Annotated in this window: 21 protein-coding genes; 12 read left to right on the top strand and 9 right to left on the bottom strand. The window is 42.1% G+C overall.

Going from position 1 to position 20,964, the window contains the following annotated elements; all coding sequences use genetic code 11:
* Positions 1–53: 53 nt before the first annotated feature.
* Complete coding sequence (locus tag ACQKL0_RS14310; protein ID WP_427688228.1) at positions 54–1,247, bottom strand: ornithine--oxo-acid transaminase; 1,194 nt, start codon at positions 1,245–1,247, stop codon at positions 54–56.
* A 330-nt stretch (positions 1,248–1,577) separates the two neighbouring features.
* Here ACQKL0_RS14310 and ACQKL0_RS14305 point away from each other — a divergent pair, with 330 nt between their 5' ends.
* Positions 1,578–2,993, top strand: a complete 1,416-nt coding sequence (locus ACQKL0_RS14305; RefSeq protein ID WP_427688226.1) for a sigma-54 interaction domain-containing protein — start codon at positions 1,578–1,580, stop codon at positions 2,991–2,993.
* On the opposite strand, the gene ACQKL0_RS14300 is transcribed toward ACQKL0_RS14305, so the two are convergent.
* Positions 2,986–3,993 (bottom strand): hypothetical protein, encoded by a 1,008-nt coding sequence (locus tag ACQKL0_RS14300; RefSeq protein WP_427688225.1) that lies wholly within the window; start codon positions 3,991–3,993, stop codon positions 2,986–2,988. The genes ACQKL0_RS14305 and ACQKL0_RS14300 overlap by 8 nt on opposite strands.
* Before the next feature lie 441 nt (positions 3,994–4,434).
* Here ACQKL0_RS14300 and ACQKL0_RS14295 point away from each other — a divergent pair, with 441 nt between their 5' ends.
* The 5 genes from ACQKL0_RS14295 to yppF all read left to right on the top strand — a co-directional run bounded on the left by ACQKL0_RS14295 (position 4,435) and on the right by yppF (position 7,925).
* The gene (locus tag ACQKL0_RS14295) at positions 4,435–5,049 is read left to right on the top strand and encodes a protein kinase domain-containing protein (protein WP_407406926.1); all 615 of its coding nucleotides are present in this window, start codon (positions 4,435–4,437) and stop codon (positions 5,047–5,049) included.
* 22 nt (positions 5,050–5,071) lie between these two features.
* Complete coding sequence (locus ACQKL0_RS14290; RefSeq protein ID WP_407406924.1) at positions 5,072–5,512, top strand: DUF6376 family protein; 441 nt, start codon at positions 5,072–5,074, stop codon at positions 5,510–5,512.
* A 234-nt stretch (positions 5,513–5,746) separates the two neighbouring features.
* Positions 5,747–7,135: an L-cystine transporter gene (locus tag ACQKL0_RS14285; RefSeq protein WP_402957935.1), complete on the top strand. Its 1,389-nt coding sequence runs from the start codon at positions 5,747–5,749 to the stop codon at positions 7,133–7,135.
* Positions 7,136–7,267: 132 nt separating this feature from the next.
* The gene (locus tag ACQKL0_RS14280) at positions 7,268–7,531 is read left to right on the top strand and encodes a hypothetical protein (RefSeq protein ID WP_402873788.1); all 264 of its coding nucleotides are present in this window, start codon (positions 7,268–7,270) and stop codon (positions 7,529–7,531) included.
* A 199-nt stretch (positions 7,532–7,730) separates the two neighbouring features.
* A complete protein-coding gene (yppF, locus tag ACQKL0_RS14275) occupies positions 7,731–7,925 on the top strand; it encodes a YppF family protein (protein WP_427688223.1) in 195 nt (64 codons plus the stop codon).
* Positions 7,926–7,994: 69 nt separating this feature from the next.
* On the opposite strand, the gene ACQKL0_RS14270 is transcribed toward yppF, so the two are convergent.
* Together ACQKL0_RS14270 and ACQKL0_RS14265 are read right to left on the bottom strand one after the other, a co-directional pair.
* Positions 7,995–8,669 (bottom strand): phosphatase PAP2 family protein, encoded by a 675-nt coding sequence (locus ACQKL0_RS14270; protein ID WP_427688221.1) that lies wholly within the window; start codon positions 8,667–8,669, stop codon positions 7,995–7,997.
* 176 nt (positions 8,670–8,845) lie between these two features.
* Positions 8,846–9,073 carry a hypothetical protein gene (locus tag ACQKL0_RS14265; protein ID WP_427688220.1) on the bottom strand — a complete coding sequence of 76 codons (228 nt, stop codon included), beginning with the start codon at positions 9,071–9,073 and terminating at the stop codon, positions 8,846–8,848.
* 202 nt (positions 9,074–9,275) lie between these two features.
* On the opposite strand from ACQKL0_RS14265, the gene ACQKL0_RS14260 reads away from it, so the two are divergent.
* On the top strand, positions 9,276–10,436 hold the full coding sequence (locus ACQKL0_RS14260) for an MFS transporter (protein WP_402873777.1): 1,161 nt from the start codon (positions 9,276–9,278) through the stop codon (positions 10,434–10,436).
* Between the two features lie 57 nt (positions 10,437–10,493).
* Here ACQKL0_RS14260 and ACQKL0_RS14255 read toward each other — a convergent pair whose 3' ends face one another.
* Positions 10,494–11,345 (bottom strand): MBL fold metallo-hydrolase, encoded by an 852-nt coding sequence (locus ACQKL0_RS14255; protein ID WP_427688217.1) that lies wholly within the window; start codon positions 11,343–11,345, stop codon positions 10,494–10,496.
* Positions 11,346–11,523: 178 nt separating this feature from the next.
* On the opposite strand from ACQKL0_RS14255, the gene ACQKL0_RS14250 reads away from it, so the two are divergent.
* The gene (locus ACQKL0_RS14250) at positions 11,524–12,156 is read left to right on the top strand and encodes a LysE family translocator (protein WP_427688216.1); all 633 of its coding nucleotides are present in this window, start codon (positions 11,524–11,526) and stop codon (positions 12,154–12,156) included.
* Between the two features lie 215 nt (positions 12,157–12,371).
* On the opposite strand, the gene ACQKL0_RS14245 is transcribed toward ACQKL0_RS14250, so the two are convergent.
* The 3 genes from ACQKL0_RS14245 to ACQKL0_RS14235 all read right to left on the bottom strand — a co-directional run bounded on the left by ACQKL0_RS14245 (position 12,372) and on the right by ACQKL0_RS14235 (position 16,439).
* On the bottom strand, positions 12,372–13,580 hold the full coding sequence (locus ACQKL0_RS14245; RefSeq protein WP_427688214.1) for a CynX/NimT family MFS transporter: 1,209 nt from the start codon (positions 13,578–13,580) through the stop codon (positions 12,372–12,374).
* Positions 13,581–13,714: 134 nt separating this feature from the next.
* Positions 13,715–15,136: a phospholipase D-like domain-containing protein gene (locus tag ACQKL0_RS14240; protein ID WP_427688212.1), complete on the bottom strand. Its 1,422-nt coding sequence runs from the start codon at positions 15,134–15,136 to the stop codon at positions 13,715–13,717.
* A 187-nt stretch (positions 15,137–15,323) separates the two neighbouring features.
* A complete protein-coding gene (locus ACQKL0_RS14235) occupies positions 15,324–16,439 on the bottom strand; it encodes a hypothetical protein (protein WP_427688211.1) in 1,116 nt (371 codons plus the stop codon).
* Between the two features lie 353 nt (positions 16,440–16,792).
* Between ACQKL0_RS14235 and ACQKL0_RS14230 the strand changes: the two genes are divergently transcribed.
* The 3 genes from ACQKL0_RS14230 to ACQKL0_RS14220 all read left to right on the top strand — a co-directional run bounded on the left by ACQKL0_RS14230 (position 16,793) and on the right by ACQKL0_RS14220 (position 17,939).
* Positions 16,793–16,963 (top strand): hypothetical protein, encoded by a 171-nt coding sequence (locus tag ACQKL0_RS14230; RefSeq protein ID WP_427688209.1) that lies wholly within the window; start codon positions 16,793–16,795, stop codon positions 16,961–16,963.
* 56 nt (positions 16,964–17,019) lie between these two features.
* Entirely contained in the window at positions 17,020–17,169 is a 150-nt protein-coding gene (locus ACQKL0_RS14225) for a hypothetical protein (RefSeq protein WP_427688207.1), read from the top strand.
* A gap of 314 nt (positions 17,170–17,483) precedes the next feature.
* Entirely contained in the window at positions 17,484–17,939 is a 456-nt protein-coding gene (locus ACQKL0_RS14220; RefSeq protein WP_402873753.1) for a hypothetical protein, read from the top strand.
* 222 nt (positions 17,940–18,161) lie between these two features.
* Here ACQKL0_RS14220 and ACQKL0_RS14215 read toward each other — a convergent pair whose 3' ends face one another.
* Entirely contained in the window at positions 18,162–19,610 is a 1,449-nt protein-coding gene (locus ACQKL0_RS14215; RefSeq protein ID WP_427688375.1) for a DHA2 family efflux MFS transporter permease subunit, read from the bottom strand.
* A 257-nt stretch (positions 19,611–19,867) separates the two neighbouring features.
* On the opposite strand from ACQKL0_RS14215, the gene ACQKL0_RS14210 reads away from it, so the two are divergent.
* Positions 19,868–20,779 (top strand): TetR/AcrR family transcriptional regulator, encoded by a 912-nt coding sequence (locus ACQKL0_RS14210; RefSeq protein ID WP_427688205.1) that lies wholly within the window; start codon positions 19,868–19,870, stop codon positions 20,777–20,779.
* The last annotated feature ends 185 nt before the right edge of the window (positions 20,780–20,964 follow it).

Below are 20,964 nucleotides of genomic sequence, written 5' to 3'. Positions count from 1 at the left end.
TACGCTTTTTTTTGGAATACCCTTTTTTCATGACTCAGAATCAGTAAGCGACATTAAGCTAAAACTTTTTTAATACGGGCAATAGCCCAATCTAGTTCTTCCTTCGTAATCACAAGTGGCGGAGCAAAGCGGATCACGGTATCATGCGTTTCCTTACACAGTAAGTTTTCTTCTTTTAATTTTTCACAATAAGGCCTTGCCTCCACCGTTAACTCCACTCCGATAAATAAGCCTTTTCCCCGTATATCTTTAATCTTTGGATTATTGATTTCATTCAAGCTTTCTTTAAAGTATTCGCCTAATTCCAACGAGCGTTCCGCAAGTTTCTCTTCTTCAAGAATCTCTAAGGAAGCGATGGAAACCGCACAAGCCAATGGATTGCCCCCAAATGTAGAACCATGTGAACCAGGATTGAAGACGCCTAGGATGTCACGATTGGCCGCCACGCAAGAGATTGGGAAAACCCCACCACCAAGTGCCTTGCCTAAAATGTACATATCAGGAACAACATGATCCCAATCGGAGGCGAATGTTTTACCTGACCGGCCAAGGCCCGACTGAATTTCGTCCGAAACGAACAATACATTATTTTCTTTACACAGTTCAAATGCCGCTTTCAGGAAACCGGCTGGTGGAATGATGATGCCCGCTTCCCCTTGGATCGGTTCAATCAGGAATCCAGCCGTTTGCGGTGTGATGGCCGCTTTCAATGCCTCAAGGTCACCATAGGGAATCAACTTGATTCCTGGCAACATCGGCCCGAATCCCCTTCTATATTCATCATCGGAAGATAAAGAAACGGCTGTCATCGTCCGGCCATGGAAGTTGCCGATACAAGCGATAATTTCCGCTTGGTCTTCAGCGATTCCTTTTACATCATAGCCCCAGCGTCTAACAGCCTTGATGGCCGTTTCAACTGCTTCAGCCCCCGTGTTCATCGGAAGGGCCATGTCTTTTTGGGTAAGATGGGCCACCTTTTCGTACCACGGACCCAATTGATCACTATGAAACGCTCGGGACGTTAACGTTACACGATCCGCTTGGTCTTTTAGCGCTTGAATGATTTTTGGGTGCCGATGACCTTGGTTCACGGCTGAATAGGCACTAAGCATATCCATATACTTGTTTCCTTCTGGATCTTCTACCCATACTCCTTCTGCCTTTGATATGACGATGGGAAGTGGATGATAATTGTTTGCCCCATATTGTTCAGTTTGTTCAATAACCTTTTCCGTCACAGTTTTCATATAAATTCCCCCCTATGATTTAAGCGTTTCCGCTATGATTTACGTTGTAGATGAAGATGTAGCATATTTCAGGATTGAAAAATCAGTTCAGGTCCCCCTATCTATCAACCAGCAAGTTCCATGCCAAAAATAAATGCCTCTATCAAAAACACCCTAACTCAAAGAAAAAATATATTTCAGGAAAGGGGTTTCACCCATTTTTTTCATAAAATCCGCAAAAATATTTGGCACCTTTCCGCCATGCATTCTTGCAGTGCAAATAATAATTGCACCAATATTGGATTTACTTTACAATTAGCTTCAACAAAAGGAAAAACCTGGAGGTGCCTCATGGATTTAAACCAGATGATGAGAATAGAAGGTTTTCAAACGATTCTCCATTCACTTGTGGATGTGATTGATATAGGCATACATATTATAGATAGGAACGGCTTGACGGTCATCTATAACAAAAAGATGGCGGAGATTGAGGGAATGGATTCAAAAGATGTATTAGGAGAGAAGATTCACGACATCTTTAAGTTCAAAGAAGAAACGGAAAGTACACTGGTCAGGGCCCTTCACTCCGGCCATGCAACCGAAAACTCGAAACAGACTTACTTCAATAGCCTGGGGCAGGAAATCTCGACCATCAATAATACCTATCCGATATTCGACACCAGTCAAAATATCATCGGGGCCATCGAAGTAGCCAAGGATATTACCAACCTGGAACGAATCATCAAGGATAATATATTAAATAAGGGCGACACCAAATATACCTTTGACTGTATCCTAGGTGTCAGTGCGAATTTCTTGGAGGTCATCGAGATGAGCAAGCGTTCGACAAGAACCTCTTCCACCATCCTCATCGTTGGGGAAACCGGAACGGGAAAGGAACTTTTTGCACAAAGCATCCATAATGGAAGCAGTCGCTCCAAACACCCGTTCATCAGCCAGAACTGTGCAGCACTTCCTGATAGTTTAATAGAGGGAATCCTTTTCGGAACGAAGAAAGGTGCCTTCACCGGCTCCGTCGAACGACCGGGATTGTTCGAACAAGCGGAAGGCGGCACCCTCCTTCTAGATGAGATCAATTCCCTGAACCCCAATTTACAGGCAAAATTATTGCGGGCCCTTCAAGAAAGGAAGATTCGTCGCGTAGGTGATACGAAAGATAAGAATATCGACGTCCGCGTCATCGCAACCATCAATGAAGATCCGATTGACGCCATATCAAACGGCCATTTACGTAAGGATCTTTATTACCGCTTAAGCGTTGTGTCTTTATTCATACCCCCGCTTCGGGAACGGAAAGAGGATATTCCATTGCTCGCCCAATCGTTCATTAATAAATTCAATGCGCTTTTCGAATTGGACATCGAAGGAATCAGTGAAGAAGTCTACGAACTTTTTTATGATTATGACTGGCATGGAAACGTGAGGGAACTTGAACATATCATCGAAGGGGCCATGAATTTGCTAGAGCCTGGCGATAAGAACATAGAAATCTCGCACCTTCCCACTCTCTTCAAAAAGAAAGCGAATAGGGAAGAAGCGGAACCAAAAAGCATTGTGGATCCCATCCCTCCCGTGGGAACGCTCCCTCTTGAAGATTATATTGCGCATACAGAAAAGCTCTATTTGGAAAAGGTATTAAAAGAACATGACCAGAACATCTCACAAGCCGCGAAAGCCTTGAATATTAGCCGGCAAAGCCTACAATACCGCTTAAAAAAGTATCAAGCCAAAAATCCCCTCACTTAGAAAGTGGGGGATTTCCCTTCTTTATAGGAAAGTAGGAACCTGTCTTTTTATAGCGTCTCCAGCATATGAACACATAGATCATGGCCACCGTAATAAAACAGACAAGATAATACATCAACATCTCATTCGTCATCATAATTTGAAAAACGTCTTCCCAGCTCATTTGAAGATATATTTTGTATGGATTCTCTTCACTGTAAGAAATCGGGACCGGCTGATCTTTATAAGCATGGTAGGTATGGCTTGTGACTTCTTTCGTCACGTACACGGTCTCGCTCGCTTGATTCTCAAAGCTGAGTGCCAAAAAATAATCACTATCTGCATAACGGCCTACATCCAGGTCGGCAAAGTGATCGGTCACAACGGCTGTAGTTTCGATTCGGTCCTCATCCGTATATTTATCATAGGCGTTCATCGCCATTTGACCCATATGATAGAACCCGAATGATAGACCTAAAAGCATGCCCCCGTAAAACAAACCATATAAAAGGACGCCTAATAAAGAATTGAACAGTCTTTTTTGCTCCATCCGATGAAAAAAGGTTACCACAAACTTAACTTTACTCAACCAATACGAGATATAACCAAAGATATAAATGCTGACGAAAGCCAGGCCAATATAATAGGAAGAATACTCCCCCTTTAAATCCTCTTGATTATGAAAAGTACCATCGATTTTGAATCCGCTAACCGTATCTCCGATTTCGAGTTTGTCAAATTCCTCTTTCTCCACATACGCCCTCTGTCCAATATCCAAATTCCAAGCAACCTTACCTGTGAGTTTTTCATTGAGTAAAACCATGTAATACGTTTTTCCATACAATAGGTCCTGTGCCGCCGTTTTTTCATAAACCACGGCCGTCATCGGTTCGCTTTCATCCTCTCGCTTCAGCTCTTTATATTCTTGGAAATTCTCAACGGTTTTGAATAGCACGAAAACAAATACCCCAAAAGCAAAGAGCATCCATCCTATCCGCTTCAGATCATAGTTATATCTCATAAATGAACCCCTTTTTCATTCGTTTACCTATCCTTACGGGTGGAGGGAATGTTTTTTCTTTAGATTTGGAATCAAAATAGGTTTCCCTTCATATTTATCTACAAACAACATGATTACCAACATCTATTCTATTCGGCAAAAATCTGTTATCTCCTATTTGGGACTGACTCTTTTCAGATTCTTAAATTTGACCCATGAGCATGATATCCTCTATACTTACTGTAATGTAACTAAATAAATGAATTCTTCTGTTAAGGGGAGTAGCTATACAGTAAAGTCGTCAGTACAGGATGTCCATCCTCGGCTTTATTGGCAACTAATTTACAGTTGTTTGCAAGACCTTGCCGATTTTTTGGTGAGGTCTTTTTCGTATCTAAGACGGTATAACCAAGATAATCGGTTATACCGTCTTTTTTTGTATCATCAATCTTTTGGAGAGGTGTGAAGGAGTTGTCACAATATTATAGGTTGGCTCAAAGTGTGAAAATCGCGAACGATAAAAACCATACATTGATTGAGGCCGATGATTCATTGTCGCTAATCGGCAAAGGACGAAGCGCATATGTATTTAGAATCCAAGATACCGACCTAGCCTTGAAAGTATTTTTCCCGGCTCATACCCACACGGCTAAAATAGAAGCGGATATTTACCGGGCCGTTCAGCATATCGAGTACTACCCGACCCTATTCGATGCAGGGGAGCGTTACCTCGTGATTGATTACATCGAGGGTCACACGCTTTTTGAACATTTGACGATGGGCATCCCGGTAACGGAAGAAAAGGTGAAGGAAATCGATCATGCCCTGAACTTGGCCAGAAAGGTAGGCTTGAATCCATCCGATATCCATTTACGGAACATCTTGATAACGTCCGATAAGAAAGTGAAGATTATCGATCTTGCGCGGTTCCGACAGACAAAATCCTGCAAGCAATGGCATGATTTAAAACGCGTATTCCACCTTTTCTATAGGAGGCCCTACTTTCCCAAGAAAATCCCTACCTTTATTCTCAATTCCATTGCGGCCATCTATAAGAAAAGGTTCTTGCCCATTTAATAAACCATACAGGAGGAAAAACATGAAAAAAATACTTATGCTATGTACATCACTTATCTTATTAACCGGCTGCTCGCTTCTAGGGGAAGTCAATTCATCATTAGACTATGCCGATACCGCAACAAGCTATGTCGGTACCGTAAAAGAGTTTGCCAATGAAGTGCCCGCCCTCTCTAAGGATGCTGTCACCGACAAGGAGGCAATGAAGACACTTGAGAATGAACTGCAAACGATGAAAACGGAAATCGAAGAATTCAATGAAACCGAACCGCCCCAAATCGCTGATGGCATTCACGATAAAATCGTCAGTTCCAACCAACAGCTTCAAGACGGAATCGATTTATATCTAAAAAATATGGAAGATGGGACATTGGATCCTGCGGTCCTTGAAGATTCGGAAATCATGAAGACGATTGATAACATTACAAGCCTGACCAACCAAATTGAAAAATTAGGGAACTAAATACCTGAATACTCCTTTTAACCGAGGAGTATTTTTTACATTCGGGATGATTGCCCCTTTGAAGTGCTGACTTCCTAAAAAAGAATTTCACCTCCAACCCCCTCCATTTCTACCCTTCAAAAAAAATATCTTTAAATCATACTATTTATCGCTGGTAAAATAGTAATAAATGATGTATCATACTCTAGTATTTATTATTCAGAGTAGATTAATAGGAATTGGGGAGGATTTAAAATGATTGGTTATGTTTTTCTGAATATCGCCATAATGATTGTCCTGTTGGGCCTTCTATTTTATATGAACAAAAAACATATTTCCTTTACGAAAAGAGTGTTTACGGCACTAGGGTTAGGGATCATATTCGGTCTGCTTTTGCAGTACTTCTATGAACCTGGTTCGGTTGCAATCGTGAAATCGACCGATTGGTTTAGCATCGTAGGTTCGGGTTACGTGAAATTTCTACAAATGATCGTTATGCCGCTTGTATTCATTTCGATTTTGTCGGCATTCACGAGATTGAAGCTTACAAGCAATATCGGTAAAATCAGTGTCTTGATCATCGGGATCTTGCTTGGAACGACTGCCATTGCAGCAGCCATCGGTATTACATCGGCCACAGTATTCGATTTGGAAGCCGTTCAAATTGAACAAGGTGATGCAGAAACGAGCCGTGGTGCTGAAATAACGGAAAAAACGGGTACCATCGAAGATAAAATGTCGATGCCACAACAAATCATCGAGTTAATTCCAGCCAATCCGTTTCTTGATTTAACGGGTGCTCGCTCGACTTCTACGATTTCAGTGGTCATCTTTGCTGCATTTCTTGGTATCGCCTATCTAGGGGTTAAAAGAAAACAGCCTGAACACGCAGAGTTTTTCTCTAAAATCGTCGATGCCCTGCACAGTATCATTATGCGAGTGGTGACGTTAATTTTACGCTTGACTCCTTATGGAATCTTGGCGATCATGACAACTACGGTCGCAACGAGTGACCTCGATGCCATCCTTAAATTAGGAAAATTCGTGGGAGCTTCTTATGTAGCCCTTATCGTGATGTTCTTGATTCATCTGCTATTGCTGATGATTGCAGGATTGAATCCAATCACTTATTTAAGAAAAGCATTCCCTGTCTTGTCATTCGCTTTCACAGCTAGATCGAGTGCAGGTGCACTACCTATGAACATTCAAACGCAAAAGCAACTAGGTGTCTCTGAAGGGATTGCCAACTTTGCCGGATCATTCGGGTTATCCATCGGACAAAATGGGTGTGCTGGTATTTATCCAGCCATGCTTGCCGTCATGATTGCACCGACAGTGGGAATCGATCCGCTTTCTCCATCCTTTATCGCCACTTTGATCCTTATTGTGGCCATCAGTTCCTTTGGAGTGGCAGGTGTCGGTGGCGGTGCAACATTCGCAGCCATCCTCGTCCTTTCCGCAATGGACTTACCGGTAGCCTTGGCAGGACTATTAATTTCGGTTGAACCATTAATCGACATGGGTAGAACCGCCTTGAACGTTAGCGGAAGCATGACGTCAGGTGTGCTGACTAGTAAAATCACGCATGACCTGGATAAAGAACAATACAACGAAACATCTGTTAAACTAGACACTGAAATGTAATTACTTCTCCCCCATCTCGTTACTGAGATGGGGGTTTTGTTTTTCATGAAGTTATTCAAAAGAAAATCCACTCTAAAGGGTGGAAAGACTATATAATAAATGTTAGATAATGGATACATATGGAGGGTGAGTATGAAAAATAGTTCCTCATTAATCATCGGGGTGGCCATCATCATGGGTTTTACAATCCTAGGTTTATTTCTGATGGCCTCATCTAAAGAAGATTCAAAGGGTGCAAGTCATGAAGATCGATATGAATTAGTCCCTGTAAATGAAAATAATATGATCATCTTTGATAAGACGTCAGGGGCATATTGGAATAAATTCGTCCCGAGCGATGAAGGCCCTACGACATGGGAAAAAGGCGATTCTCCCATTAAGAAGAGCAATAACTAAAAAACACTACAATATACACGAAGGAAGTACTAAAAAGGCTTGGTTGAATAACCAGGCCTTTTTCATCCATTTAAATCCCCACCACTCTTTCTGTCTTTAATTGTATGAAAATGTCGGTAGTTTAAATTTTCTAAAAACTAATCTTACTATATTTTCCATGTTATATTGTTAAAGATAAAAAATCCAATAGAAATGTTAGGTGAGTGAACTGACAATAGAAGTTTTAATTTTGCACTATATTCAAGAAACACACCAAAAGCCTTTTCATGCTGATGAATTATTAGATTACATTCAAAAAGAATACGTGAGCGGGAATTTATCTATTTTCCAATACAAAGACCTCTGCAAGGAACTATATAGACGCGGCGCAAAGAAACAACTTCATTTAGGATGATTGCCCATCGAAGGCTTGCAACAATCGCAAAAAGGACTGCCCACTATGAAGACAGTCCTTACTATTTTTTTATAGGTCACTATTTTTCATTCTATTTTTCATTCGAGCTGTTCTAATGTGGTTAACCTGAACGCTCATTCCACCATTGAACATAAACTGGGCAGCAGCATATACCGCACAGGCGACAAGAATCCCTGCCAATGCATCCAGGATGGCATGCTGTTTCGTGAATAATGTGGAGAGGATAATAAGGGTACCCATAACCGTCACACATGCGTATTCCCGCTTGAAGTCCTCTTTTCTGTTATATACGATGATCATCATGATAAACGTCGTCATTACATGAATACTAGGTAGACAGTTGACAGGCTGGTCATGCATATAAATGAAACGGACCAGGTTTGCAAAGATATCGTCCCCGACCACGTCCGGCCGCGGTACAGTCGTTTGCCAGAAAACATAGACGACAAAACAAATCAATTTACCGGATATCAAACTGCTTATCGCCACGAAATATTGCTTTCGGTCAACAAAGCAATAATAAATCAATAATCCATACATAAACGGATACCAAAGTAAGTAAGGAATGATGAATTCCTTGATAAAGGGAATCCCCTCATCTATTTTCGTCGTGACATCGACCGCATCACTCGGCAATTGATTGATGATGGAGTATATGAAACTAGTAAGGATAAACAATAATAAATAACTTAATGGGTAAAGGATTTTCATGTTTTTTTTCATAGCTTACTCCGTTTTTTTATTGAATTTATATTATAGGATTTACCCCATATCTTTTCATATGAATCATGTATTCATCTATCGTATTTAAAAGCTATGATTATGTCAAAATCTTTATTCTTGGAGGACAAAACCCTATACAAGAAAAATTTATAACGTGACAAGCTAAAAAAAGGTACTTAAAACCCTTTCCCTAACCCTGACATGACTATCATTAAAACCCCGATAACTACTACGACAACCGGTCCTACAACAAATAATCCGAATAATAACGATAAAACAGCATCCATAAAAGTACGGCCGGGGCCTGCATTCTCTTTTCTTCCAGTAATTAATAAGTTTTCAAGAGATGCAACCTTTTGTTTAAGTTCCTGTAACTCTTGAACAACTTTTGCATTTTGGTCCAAACCCCCAACTCCCTGCCTCATTTTCTGTCGTTAATTATATCATGAGTCCCCATACAAAGTATAAAATGGTAAAAAATACTTACAACATGGAACTAAATATAGGAATAAATAAATCTATGATTTCAATTAATTATAGGAATGTTACAATAAAAAAGTTGAGTGGACATCAATCTATAGAATATGTGGGGTACTATTACATTTTATGAAAACATTACGACTACTAAGAAGCTTTAACTTTTTATACTTTGGTTTACTTGCCATTTTCATTCCCTTTCTTCCGGTCTATCTGGATGATCAAGGTCTATCGCCAGGTCAAATCGGTTTCATCATCGGTACGGGCGGGTTTGTGACTTTGATCACTCAACCTTTGTGGGGAATGATCAGCGACAAAACAAAGACCATTCGCAAAGTCCTGTTGTTGCTGATTCTCTGCTCAAGCATACTCGGGTATTTCTTGTACGATTCGGGAAGCTATCTCCACCTGATTCTATTTGCCATGTTGCTATACTTTTTCCTGATGCCGATTGACCCGCTTACGGAAAGCCTCAATTTCACGATTGCAGAATCGAATGGAATCAGTTATGGCTCCATCCGTACATACGGTGCTTTAGGATATGCCGTAATCTCATTGATTACCGGCTATGTCATGTCCCATTTCGGTGCTACTAGTCTAGCTTGGCTCTTTTCTGGCATTGCCATTATCGGTTTTGTCATCATCTGGATGATGCCCGATGCTCCCGTTTCCGGGAAGCCCGTCACGATGAAAACGCTCAAGCACTTTTTCAGTAATAAAGAAACGCTGCTATTCCTCTTACTGGTCTTTATATGTGCCGTTCCAGCCAGGATGAACGATACGTTCCTTGGTGTGTACATTCGGGAACTTGGTGGAAGTACCACTCTCGTGGGTCTCACATGGTTCTTGGCGGCCGGAAGTGAAATTGTCGTGTTTGCCTTAAGCTTCTGGTGGCTTCGCAAAGGGAAGGAAATCATCATCATCTCATTCGCGGCCGCATTTTTCTTCATTCGGTATTTCGTCTCGGCCTGGTTAACCGACCCGCACCTGCTAGCTTACTTGCAGATCCTGCAACTGTTAACCTTCCCGATTTTCTACTCGGCGGCCATACAGTATTTGTACCGGATCGTCCCAGCCGAATGGCGTGCCACTGGTCAGACGATATTGGCCTTGCTGTTCTTTGGGGTATCGGGAATTCTCGCCTCATATGTAGGGGGCGCCATCTACGGTGCTTTTGGAGGAAAAGTCCTTTATCTTTCGATTTCTTCCATCTCATTCGTCGGAATGGTGTTCGCCTTGATTCTTTACCGGATTTATGGGAAGAAAGAAATTCTGGTGAAAGCAGAATAAGACACAAAAAAAGTCGACTCCTGTTACAGGAACTCGACTTTTTTTGTGTCTTTCATATCAATCAGCATAGCCATTTACAAAGAAGCCCACTGTCTCCCTTTCACTTTCGGTTAGATCACGGTTAAGCTTCGTCGCCAGTTCCCGCTCCATTGCTGCTTGATCCCCCTGATGTTTGCCGACAAGGCTGGCACAATCTTTGAATAACTTGAACTCCTGCTCCATTTCCTGCTTCGTGCAAGGCTGATCATGATGGGAAAGGATATACGTATCGGCATCATAGGATTCAATCTTCTCAACGAGCCTCAAGGCTTCTTCAGCGGTATAATTCCATTTATCCGCATAAAGATTGGCATACAGGCAATCTCCCAGCATTAAGGTCTTTTCCTCTGGGACATACACGATGCAAGAATCAGCGGCGTGATCCCCACCTACGTGTTCAACGATGCATGTGATATCCCCAAGATCGATTGTTAGTGACTTTTCAAAAACAATATCAGGAAGCTTCTTCGAGATATCCCGCTTCGAACCGAACTCCAATTTAATGGCATCGGCACAAAATGGAATCTCGATTCCTTCCTCGACCCGTTGATCTAATGCGTGATCGTCCCAAGAAAGAGACTGCATCTCTTTCACGTTTCGGTACGTTCGTTCCTGGCAAATCACGGGAATGTCCACATGTCCCAATCCGAATACATGATCCCAATGAGAATGAGTAAGAACAAGCATGTCCCCACTCCAATCGATCTTCGCCAATTCAGCTTGAAAAAGTTGCGCATGTAAAACAGAATTCCCCGCATCAATGATGAGCGTTTTCTTCGCTCCTGAAACAGCGACCAAAATTGGCCGGTCGGTTACCTCCACTCGCGTCAGGTAAACGATATGGTTGGATACATGTTCTAAAGTTTGCATGGATTAAGTTCTCCTTTGGAACGTCGGATTATCTTCTTCAATCAGTTTGCTTACAGTATAGCAAACAAATACAGGGTACGATGTAATATTTCATTTACCTATCCTCTTCCAGAATGATCTATGGTACATTAAATGATGAATTATCAGAATAATCAAATGAAGATGGGCGGTTTCTCACATGGAAAACTATTATTTATTTATCATGATGTGCATTCTTCTCATCCTATTGCCCGGTCCTGATACGGCGATTGCGACTAAGAACACCTTTTCGATTGGAAAAACGGGTGGCCTCCAAACGATGCTTGGTACGTGTTGTGCCTTGCTCATTCATACATCCGCCGCTGTCTTAGGACTTTCAGCAATCATCGTCAAATCAGCTTTATTATTTTCCATCTTTAAATATGTCGGGGCCGTGTACTTGATTTATCTAGGCATCAAGACATTATGGGGATTGAGGAATAAGGAAGTGGCAGTAACCGATGAAAGGAAGGATGAAGATAAATACGGAAGCAAGTCTTGTTTTAAACAAGGGTTCCTGACCAATTTGCTCAATCCGAAAGTGGCCGTGTTCTTTCTAACATTTCTCCCACAATTCGTGAATCCCGGACAGGATACATTCCTGCCATTTCTATTGATGGGTGCCACTTACACCGGACTGACTGCGCTCTGGTTCTTCTTCTATATCTACTTACTTAACCAGATCAGTGCTTTCATGAAAAGACCGCGAACTCAAAAGGTTTTTGAGGGCATCACAGGCATTGTGCTAATCGGATTTGGAATGAAACTGGCGTTGGAAAAGGCCCAGCATTAACCTAACCTTAGGTCTTGGTCATTATTGCCATATTGATACCTTTGTATCTTTTATTCAAAAGTGTATACAACAAAAATAAAGATTTGCTAAATAAATAAAAGGGGCTGTCTAATAAGTCCTTATTCCAGCAAAAAATAAAGAGGCAGAAATGTTGTTAAATTAACGTTTCTGCCTTTTACTATTTATTCAATTTCGGTGTACTTACCCCTTTTGGTTTATTCCACATGACGGGCCCTTCCGGAACTCATCCCGAATATCATGACTAATGCAGAGATAAGGATAAGTGCAAAAAGCGGAATGGTCCAATCTTGAGCCACATCGAACAAGTATCCAATGAATATCGGTCCTACGGCTGCAAGTAGATAGCCTGTTGATTGGGCCATTCCCGATAACTCGGCAGCTCGCCTCGCATTCCGTGCGCGAATGCCTATATAACTTAGCGCCAACGGGAAATTCCCTCCCAATGCGATACCGATTAACGTGATACTGATGATGAGGATAGGAAAAGAAGATCCAAACCATAACCCTGCATATCCGACAACCGAGCATAACCCGAGCCCGAATGCTACCCACACCTGGGAGGTAAGTCGTGCGGCGAGAACAGGGATGAAGAAGCTTGAAGGCAACCCGATGATTTGCGTAAATGATAGCAACCATCCAGCCGTCCCCCTGCTTATCCCATGACTGATCAAGATTTCAGGTAACCATGTAATCGTGACATAAAATAAAAACGATTGAAATCCCATGAATAACGCGATTTGCCAAGCAAGTGGTGAGCGCCAGATTTTCGTAGCGCTTAAGCTCACACTTTTAATGGGAATGCCTTTTCCTTGATCCAATCTGATGAGGTACACCCAGATCAATATGGCCAAGACGGCCGGGATTCCCCAGACAATCAGGGCCCCTTGCCAACCAAGGTTCAATCCACTGGCTAATGGTACGCTGAGTCCTGATGCCAGAGAAGCAACCAACCCCATGGACGTAGAATAGACACTGGTCATCAAACCGAATTTCTGCGGGAATTTATCTTTTATCACGACGGGCAACAGAACATTTCCGATGGAGATTCCCATACCAATGAAAACGGTACCAAAAAAGAGAAAGACTGACATCGAAACCGACCGAATGCAAACCCCGATCAGCAGAACGCACAACCCCACCAACAATGTCTTCTCGTTTGTTAAGCGATTGGCGATTTTGGGAACGATAGGCGACATGATGGCAAACGTAATTAATGGAACGCTCATCAAAAGCCCTGCACTCCAATGGGCAAGTCCAAGATCAGCCTGAATCACACCGACTAACGGTCCCACTGAAGTGATGGCCGGGCGTAAATTGAAGGCAACGAGAACGATTCCCATGGTGAAAAAAAATAAGAATAATGACTTTTTTTGTTTTTGAACAACGGTTTTTTGTATCTCCATTCAAGAATCCTCCTACCAATCCACAAACTTTCTAGATGATATCACAATAGAATATCACAATATTTGCAGAATAAGTTGGAGTAATTTCCCTTTTGTAAAAAAATGCTCATGGTTATATTCGATTCCGAAACCAGTTACGCCAATCCTCTCCATAATATGGACACCTTCGAGAGTGCATTTAATAGGATAGCCCGATAAGACTTGTCCTTTTTCTCATCTTTAGGCGTGTCTATCTTCTTTTTCTTATCCGCCACTAACGTGCTTTTATCGATTTTGTCATGAATAGCCTCTGTCAACTGTACCGCGAATTCCTCGCTATCTATAATCACCATCGAGTCCGTGCTTAAAACGGTTGATCGTGAATCAAGGTTGAAGGAGCCAACTGCACTTAGCCGTTGATCAAAGACCACCGATTTAGCATGTAAGGAATGCTTATCGGCATATTCATAAAGTCTTACCCCAGTCTTTATAATGTCGTCTCTCATATCCAAGTATCCTGAGAAGGCCATAACATTGGGAGTGGATTTCACGGAATTGGTTAGTAGGGTCCAGTTGGCAGTCGAATTCATATTTTCTGGTACATATCCCTTCATTTCTTTTGTAGGGACAACATATGGACTCTGAATCAGGACGGACTTCTTCGCTTCCGTCGAGATATCAATAAGCATTTGCCAGACAACGGGTTGTTTTTTGAAGCGCTCGATTGGATTGTGCAGAAAGCTCACCCGTTTTGTTGGGGTGGTGATGGCCATCCAGTTCATCGATGGTGAAACAAAATGTTCATTTTCTTTAATGGCGGTTTTGTATTGATGGGTTAGCTTATCTTTTTCCTTTTTCCCTTTAGTACTCTGCCTTTTTGAAAGGTCCGAGAAGGGGTCGCTCGTGTATGGGTGGTTCCATAATTCATTCATATACTTGTTCATCTGAACGATCACGTTTTCTCCAGTTCGCGTGGCATGAAAGATGATGACATCACGGTCATGGACGAAATTCTTAGGTGGTTTTTTCGCTAAATACTTATCGGCGATATTTCGCCCTCCAATGATGCCCAACCGCCCGTCGACCATCATGATTTTGTCGTGAAGCCGGTTGTTCCATGTCCAAGGCTTGAATATCTTGAACGATTCATAATACCTTAATTCAATATTTTCATGTGATGCCAAGGCGAAACGGGCATCACTCATTTTAAATCGCAGACCATGGCTAATCCCATCCAATAGGACCCGAACCCTAACGCCCCGGTCCGCCGCATCAATAAGGGCACCGAGAATCAGCTCAGTCGACTTACCTTTTGCTATCGAATAATAGGCGATATCAATCGTATCAGTGGCTTCCTGAATCATTTGCATCCGTGCACGTCCCGATTCATACCCATTTTCCAGGAGCAACACTCGATCTGAAGAATCTCCCTGCCCCATAAAACCACTTATATCGTTAGGGGGTGCCTCCCCTTTTTTATCCAAAGGAAAATAGAACAGAACAACCGCCGTAGCCACTGCATAAAGGACGTATAATAGACATACAAACAGTGCTCCTTTCACGATCTTTTTTGTCATGAAATCCCTCCCCCTAACTTTCCTAATACTATTTGTATAAAAGAAGAACTCTATACAATGGTAAAGGGAATGAACCACTGGATTGGCAAGTGTATATCAACTTGTATAAAGTTCGATAACAAAAAAAGGATGCCTCTCAGTGGAATACCACTTCGAGACATCCTTGATGTGTCGTTTTTTCCCTAACTTATGGGGTAGTAGAGAATAAAATAGTTGCTGCTACACCACTTGCAAATGCTCCGTCACCAGTAGTGATTCGTACAGATATTAAATCGCATTGCTGAACAGCAAAACTAGAGGTTGCGACTGCACAGCAATTTGGGGATGCATCTGAATTAGGTCCCGTTACTGTAGCAATGATACCAGTTGCCACAGGAGCATCAAAACCACAATCCGAACTTATATATATCTCAGCCGTTGCTGTTCCACCGACCCCTAAAGCATTATCACGGATATTTAAAATCAAACCTGTAAGGGTGGCATCCTGTGGAACAACCAAGGTGTTTCGTACAAAGTCTGCTGAAGAAGTACCTAATCCTAGAAAATCATTATTACCAATGGATTGGTCTGTTCCAAGGAAAACTGTCAGTCCTCCTGGGCCGGTTTCCCCTGTCGCCCCAGTCGCTCCTGATGCTCCCGTTGCTCCTGCTTCTCCTGTCGCTCCTGGTGCTCCCGTTGCTCCTGCTTCTCCTGTCGCCCCTGGTGCTCCCGGTGCTCCCGGTGCTCCCGGTGCTCCTGCTTCTCCTGTCGCTCCTGGTGCTCCTGTTGCTCCTACTTCTCCTGTCGCCCCCGTTGCTCCCGGTGCTCCTGCTTCTCCAGTCGCTCCTGATGCTCCCGTTGCTCCTACTTCTCCTGTCGCTCCTGATGCTCCCGTTGCTCCTACTTCTCCAGTCGCTCCTGATGCTCCTGTCGCCCCTGGTGCTCCCGTTGCTCCTGCTTCTCCCGTCGCTCCTGGTGCTCCCGTTGCTCCCGTTGCTCCTGCTTCTCCAGTCGCTCCTGGTGCTCCCGTTGCTCCCGTTGCTCCCGTTGCTCCTACTTCTCCAGTCACTCCTGGTGCTCCCGTTGCTCCTACTTCTCCAGTCGCTCCTGATGCTCCTGTCGCCCCTGGTGCTCCCGTTGCTCCTGATGCTCCTGTCGCTCCTGGTGCTCCCGTTGCTCCCGTCGCTCCTGGTGCTCCCGTCGCTCCTGGTGCTCCCGTCGCTCCTGGTACTCCCGTTGCTCCTGGTGCTCCCGTCGCTCCTGGTGCTCCCGTTGCTCCTGGTGCTCCCGTCGCTCCCGTTACTCCTGTTGCACCGATGGACACGTTTGGTACGTCCACCTTTATTTTTACGTTTTGTTGAACCCTTTGAGTTTTACATTGGCAGTTTGTATGATTACACTTTTTGCATTTTTTGTGTCTTTTCTCATGGTTGTCCTTCCCCACTTTTTGATTCCACTCCCTTTCCAGTTTATAGCACATTATACGACTTCAATTTTTTTTGGATTGGGCTCATACAATGAGTTTTATGATTTTTCTTAATTTTAACTTTCATAAAATACTTCGTATGAGGGAATAACTCAATAAATTATATAAAAACGAAAATACTAATAAAGTACTTGGAATAATCAAAGGATATCTTCATTAACACAAATTTCGTTTCATAAAGGAGTGATAGTTTGAGAAAAATAATTGGTTTCATTACGATATTGCTTTTTCTTGTAGCCATGGATTCCTCACGTCATACCTTGGCTGGTGAACGGCCGGATGGTAAGAGAAAGACAGTGGACATACAAGTTCTAACCTTCAACATCCATCATGCTGTTGGAATCGATGGGGTTCTGGATTAGACCGGGTCGCGAATACAATCGAAGGAGAACATGCCGAAATCATTGGGTTACAGGAAGTGGACAATCATTGGTCAGAGCGGAGCCTTTTCGAAGATCAAGCAAAATGGTTGGCCAAATGCTTGAATATGCATTATGCATACATGGCCAACTTGGAACGTGATCCTTTGAATCACGGGAAACACCGACGACAATATGGAACGGATTGATTATATTTTCACTTCAAAGGAGATAAAAACATCTCAAGCGAAAGTGATTTATACTCCAGGATCTGACCATTACCCCATTATCGCCACCCTGGCTTTGGATAAGAACACCCACACTCGCCGTTCCAACTAAGGATGGCGAGTTTCATGTATTACTTACACCCCGCCCCTTTTTTGTTCATCACTTATATTCCCCAGGAAACTTTGTATCCCACAAAAACCCCTGCCAAATGGATTATTTTTCAAAAAATAAATGTGTCTAACTTGTGAACAAGATGGATATCGTTTAATATATATATAAAGAGGGAGGAATTTCCATGATTAAGCAACCTTCAAAAGTAAGCGTTTTCAATTATGGTTTTGCATTAGGTATATCGGAAGTGTTTTTTTTAACCAGCTTCTATCTCAGCATTCTTGATGTTTCCTACTTTGCCCTGGCCTTACCGTTTTCGGCTGTATTTCTTTTAGTGTCCTTATACTTCTTTATCCGCACTGATAAAGTCGCAAAGACCTTATACAAACAGCGCGTAGAAAGAGAAGCTGTCTATTCATTTTATCATAAGTCTTTCGGAATCTTCTTAATCATATTCGCTGCATTGCTTTGCATAGCACTTGCTTATTTACCTTTTATACAACAAGGAGGACACTTCTACATTCTTTATTGCGTCCCAATGGCCGTCTTATGTTTGGTTCCTTGCATCACATCGTATAAAGGAATGAAATTGTCCAAAATTAACATTGAAAAAACGCCACCTCATGTAGATATGAATTAATGTCGAATCGAATAAAAAAGCAAGAGGATGGGTCATGTTCTTCTACAATCTAGAAGCATGCCCATCCTCTTTGCATAGAAGGCTCCATCTTCGAAATGCCACATACATACACTTCACTCTTAGCCCCTAACTTCTAACAATATCCTTTAAAACAAAATAAAAAAACATGATCATGAGCCTCTCCTCCAAAAAGGAGATGACCATGATCATGCTTATATTATCTTATGATGTTTGTTTTTCCCTTTTAGCTAGCTTATCTTCTGCAGGCCAAGCGCGCTTAATGAAGAATGTTAAGATTAGCGCCAATCCAGCGATGAAGGTTGCAACAAGGAAGGCAAAGTTAATGCCATCTAACATCGCTTGCATCCCAACTTGCGCTTGCATTTGAGTCATAATCTCAGCTGTAGGCTGACTTGTTAATTTGCTCATGGCCGCAGTCATTAGGTCTTCACCAGACGAAGTGGCTCGGTTAGACATGACCGTAACGAGCAATGCTGTTCCGATTGCACCTGAAACTTGGCTCAGCGTGTTATTCATCGCCGTACCATGTGGATTCATCCGGGCCGGCAATGAGTTTAACCCATTTGTCATGATTGGCATCATGGCCATGGACAATCCGAACATCCGTACAGAATACAGTACCATAATACTTCCATACGTTGTTTCCATTGTTAACTCACTAAAGTAATAGGTAGTAACAACGGTGATAAGCAAACCAACAGCAGCAAGAACGCGTGCTCCGAACTTATCAAAGAGCTTACCGGTAATTGGGGACATGAGTGCCATGATGATGGCTCCTGGAAGCATCAACAGTCCCGAATCGAACGGTGAAATGCCACGAAGCGTTTGGATATACATCGGCATCAAGATCATGGCCGAGAACATTGCCATGTTAAGGACAATGGAAATGGTCGCTGATAAAGCAAACATTGGATGTGTAAAAATCCTGAATTCAAGCATTGGTGTTTCCATTTTAAGCTGACGTACAATGAAGAGAATCAGCGAAATGGTACCGACGGCTAACGTTCCGTAAACCCAAGGGCTATCCCAGCCTTTAGTACCCGCTGAACTGAAGCCGTACAACAATCCACCGAAACCTAAACTAGATAGGACGACAGACAGAATATCTATTCGAATATCTACTTTTTCTTTCTTGTCTTTCAGTTTAAAGAAGCCAAGAATAAGAACTAGTAAAGCGAGTGGAGTAATAAAGTGGAAAAGCATTCTCCAGTTGTAATGTTCCACGATCCATCCGGATAGCGTTGGTCCGATAGCAGGGGCAGCCATCATGACTAAACCGAATAACCCCATTGCCGATCCACGCTTTTCAACAGGGAATGACGTTAAAAGAACATTCATTAATAATGGCATCATGATCGCTGAACCAGCCGCCTGAACCATCCGTGCACCTAATAATAATGGGAATACATGTGCTACACCAGCAACAATGGTCCCGATTGAGAATAGCAACATCGCTGTCAAGAACAGGTTCCGCACAGAATACTTTCTAATTAAGAAGGCTGTCGTAGGAATCATGATTCCATTCACCAGCATGTATCCCGTTGCCAACCATTGTACGGTTGCCGTCTCGATTTCAAGGTCTTTTGATATTGATGGTAATGCAATATTCAAAAGAGTTGAGTTAAGTATGGATATGAATGCCCCAATCATCAAGATGGCTAAGATGCCATAAGGGGCCTTTTTTTCTATCGTTTGAGTAGTACTCACTTTTTATCTATTCCTCCATTCAAACTGTTGGTTCATTTTCTTATACGGTAAGTCTAACTTTCTGCATAAAATATATAATATACTCCTCGCCCATATTTTGCAATATATATTTCTTAAGGGAATATCGGGTTTGTGATGTTATTGAAAATAGTATACGATTACATTTATACAGGCATTATAATGGAAATAAGGGTGATCATATGAATGAACGCAAGCAGAATGTCATCGATACAGCTCATAAATTGTTTATTGAAAAAGGCTATCAAGCGACATCCATCCAAGATATTTTAGATGGCAGTGGCATTTCCAAAGGTACATTTTATAATTATTTCCCCTCCAAGGGAGAATTATTTATGGCCATTTTCAGTTCCTTCTATAAAAAAATCCGCTATGACCGGGAAGAACTATTGATTGGTCAGGATTTAGCGGATATTGAAATATTCATTAAACAGCTAGAAATACAAATGACGGTGAATATACAAAGTAAATTACTCGTCTTGATTGAAGAAGTACGTGTATCAAACGACGAAGAATTGAAAGAATTCATCAAGCGCATCCAATTATTAAGCATACGTTGGATGTATGGTCGTTTTATCGATATCTTTGGGGAAAGTAAAAAACCTTATTTATTGGATACCGCCATTCTCTTTAACGGAATGATGGCCCATATGAGTTATTTCAGCTTCCATGCCAAAGATACCGCTACACCAGAAATTAAAGTCATCCGCTATTGCATGAACCGGATCGTCGATTTAGTTGACGGAGTGGCCAAAAGCAAAGAACAAATACTTAATCCGGAATTAATCGATACATGGCTTCCAACCTCTAAAAATAGTTTACATCAATGTCATAATGAGTTAATGAAATCCACCTTGGCCCTAAAAAAGGCAACACACAGATCGCTCCCTTGTCGAGAAGATCACTCAAAAGCAAATGAACTAATCGACTTCATTCAAGAAGAGCTGATGCAAACCAGTAAACCACGGGTATTTTTAATAGAAAGCTTACTCCATGTTATAAAGACCCAATATGCCTCCAAGTCCAAACAAGATATGGAACAATTCGAAGAAAACGTCAACACCTGCCTGCGCCTATTGGAAAAAGAAATCTAAGGAGACAACAAAAAACACCTTGTCATGAAGGAATTGCGCACACCTTTCATTTCTTAGGTGTTTCCTTATGGAAGAATGAAGAACCTCTTCCTCCCTTCTAGTACCCCATTTGTTGGGCACTTCTACCTTCATTTGAATAATTGGAACCATTTACCTTTTGAAACGTAGAGTTACCTAAGATGAAT

The sequence above is a fragment of the Peribacillus sp. NPDC097264 genome, from assembly GCF_050277925.1.
Lineage (GTDB): Bacteria > Bacillota > Bacilli > Bacillales > DSM-1321 > Peribacillus.
The sequence above is the reverse complement of the archived record's forward strand: the minus strand, read 5'-3'. Positions and strand labels throughout refer to the sequence as shown.